4 protein-coding genes are annotated in these 2,283 nt (G+C 44.9%); 2 read left to right on the top strand and 2 right to left on the bottom strand.

Translation table 11 applies throughout. The features are described 5' to 3' along the window. Both MNV_RS19485 and MNV_RS07640 read left to right on the top strand, forming a co-directional pair. Nucleotides 1–367, top strand: a 367-nt coding sequence (locus tag MNV_RS19485; protein ID WP_179293862.1) for a hypothetical protein, incomplete at its 5' end; no start/stop codon positions are given. A 33-nt stretch (nucleotides 368–400) separates the two neighbouring features. Continuing rightward, nucleotides 401–904 carry a DUF367 family protein gene (locus MNV_RS07640; protein WP_096204961.1) on the top strand — a complete coding sequence of 168 codons (504 nt, stop codon included), beginning with the start codon at nucleotides 401–403 and terminating at the stop codon, nucleotides 902–904. Nucleotides 905–918: 14 nt separating this feature from the next. On the opposite strand, the gene MNV_RS07635 is transcribed toward MNV_RS07640, so the two are convergent. Together MNV_RS07635 and MNV_RS07630 are read right to left on the bottom strand one after the other, a co-directional pair. Then, nucleotides 919–1,743: a hypothetical protein gene (locus tag MNV_RS07635; RefSeq protein ID WP_096204960.1), complete on the bottom strand. Its 825-nt coding sequence runs from the start codon at nucleotides 1,741–1,743 to the stop codon at nucleotides 919–921. Nucleotides 1,744–1,873: 130 nt separating this feature from the next. Then, on the bottom strand, nucleotides 1,874–2,164 hold the full coding sequence (locus tag MNV_RS07630) for a Dabb family protein (RefSeq protein ID WP_096204958.1): 291 nt from the start codon (nucleotides 2,162–2,164) through the stop codon (nucleotides 1,874–1,876). Between the last annotated feature and the right edge of the window lie 119 nt (nucleotides 2,165–2,283).

The raw sequence follows: 2,283 nt of genomic DNA, 5'->3' as shown, positions 1-2,283 counted from the left end.
GGGTAAGTTATTTACGCACAGATCCTTAATATTCGGCATAGCATACCATTACAGGCAGAGGGATCTTACTAACGAAGAGCTTCTGTTTTTGACAGCTCGAATGATACAGGCTCCGATTATTGCAGGGGCTATTTATCTGGTACTGACAGATCTTAATTCAACCCAGCAACTCATAGTTTCGATAAACCAGACGCTCCAGACTGAAAATATGACGCCCATAAACATAACAAAGGAAACCCTGATGGAAAAACCAAGCAGCAATATTCTGATGGTTGTTTCTTTCTTTACAGGTTTCTTCACGGAACCGGCGGTTGCGTTCCTAAGAACTCTTGCTAAAAAATTACTCCCGGAGTCGCCGAAAACATAAAAGTAATAAACGGTCGCATGCCTATTAGAGCGTATGATTCCCCTGCATCTCTATCATGCCAGGCAGTGCGACCCGAAGAAGTGCTCCGGGAAGAAGCTTGCGAGGTTCGCTCTCGCAACGCTTCACGAGAACCCGAGGGCGCTTCCGGTTGAAGCGATACTTCTTGACCCTTTCGCGGAGCAGGCGCTTTCCCCGGCGGATGACCCGGGCAGGGGCGTAGTGGTGCTTGACTGCTCATGGGAGGAAGTGGAGCGCGTTTTCCCAATATTGATGAAGCTGCGGCTCAAACACCGCGCCCTGCCTTTCCTGCTGGCTGCCAACCCTGTGAACTTCGGCAAGCCTTTCAAGCTAAGTACAGTAGAAGCTTTCGCAGCTGCGCTTTTCATACTTGGCGAGAAGGAGCAGGCTGCGCTCATCCTGAACAAGTTCAAATGGGGCAGGACGTTCCTGGAATTGAATCAGGAGCCCCTGGAGATGTATTCAAAAGCTGCGAACAGCACAGAGGTCGTGAAGATACAGGGGGAGTACCTGGGGTGATGGAAAAAATCGGATTATTTCACACCTGCTGTTCCTGCGGCTTTTGCACGTTGTCTCAATACGACGTATCCCGTGATTGCCAGCACAGCCCCGATAATGAAAACAATTCCATACATATATAAGTATAAATCTGTCACATGATTGACCGGACCGGATAAGAGTTCATTCGCAGAAAGCAAGAAATCTTCCTTTCCCGATAAAATACCCGTTGAGACCAGCAGCAGCTCCCTGTATTTCAGTAATAGAAGTAACACGAAAGGAACTCCTGCGCTCAGAAGCGTCATACCGACCTCTTTAAAAACAGAAAACGTCTCCCTTATGAAATATATCAGAATGAACAAACTCAGCACTAACCCTATCACAAGATACGGGATCAGCATTTTAAGGAACTGGTTCATCTGCGCGGAGATCAGGAAAGGAAGCTTTGTCGGGTCCCTGGAAACTGCCAGCGATGTTAAGCATCCGACAGGAGAGCAGCCGTAATCTTTATAATAATCCTTCAGGACAACGTTTGATATAGCATCGGACAGGTATTGCGGCAATGCCGATCCTCTTTTTGCCTGCACTTCTTTACAGTCAATGGTAATACTTTCGGAACCCACAGGAATAACTATTTTATCAGTGTTCTGGCACTGCTGGGTAATACCTTCCAGCAGCTGCGGATTCGCACCACCCATGTCCTGGCTCTCACTCAGCAGTTTTGCAGTTAAATCCGAAACGATCGGCTTTAGATTGCTGTATTCTGTTATCTGCGCGAAACCATATACGAATATCAGGGTCAGTACGAAAAATCTTAAAAGGTATTTCCCTATTGAAACTAAAAGTTTTTGCTTATCCAATTCGACCACATACCATTTTTTATACAAATTGATTTAGAACAAATTATATTGAATATTAATTAGGTTATACTTATATATAGATTATGAGCAGGTCGCAATAAGCTTCAAAAATGGATGCATTTATCTGCATCTATCCGGACTCGTAATCCACTGCTACCGCAAATTTCCTCACTGAGGTCATATATTTTGCCACTTCGACATGGACCGGATGTGCCTGGTATGCCTGCAGCTCTTCTAAAGAGTCGAATTTCGTGATAAGAGCAATGTCGAATGAGCGCCCGGAGTGAAGTATGTCAACACCGACCTCAAGATAGCGTAGTTGTGGGATCTTGCCCCTCATGCCAAGCAGGACATCCCTGGCTTCTCCAGCACTTCGGGAACTGCGGTCTTTAAGTTTAAATAGTACTATGTGTGTTATCAATTCGGTTCACCTCATTGGGATATTCTTTTTTCTTAGTATGTAATCTATAATAATTTTATGGGTTGTGAAATCATCTTCATTTCTGGATTTTTAACCCTTAACTCTGCCTAAATTAAGTA

The sequence above is a fragment of the Candidatus Methanoperedens nitratireducens genome, assembly GCF_900196725.1.
Taxonomy (GTDB): Archaea; Halobacteriota; Methanosarcinia; order Methanosarcinales; family Methanoperedenaceae; genus Methanoperedens; species Methanoperedens nitroreducens_A.
The sequence above is the reverse complement of the archived record's forward strand: the minus strand, read 5'-3'. Positions and strand labels throughout refer to the sequence as shown.

Excerpts from the sequence above, each read along its gene's own strand:
- MNV_RS07640 (WP_096204961.1), top strand. The coding sequence starts at position 401 with ATGATTCCCCTGCATCTCTATCATGCCAGGCAGTGCGACCCGAAGAAG.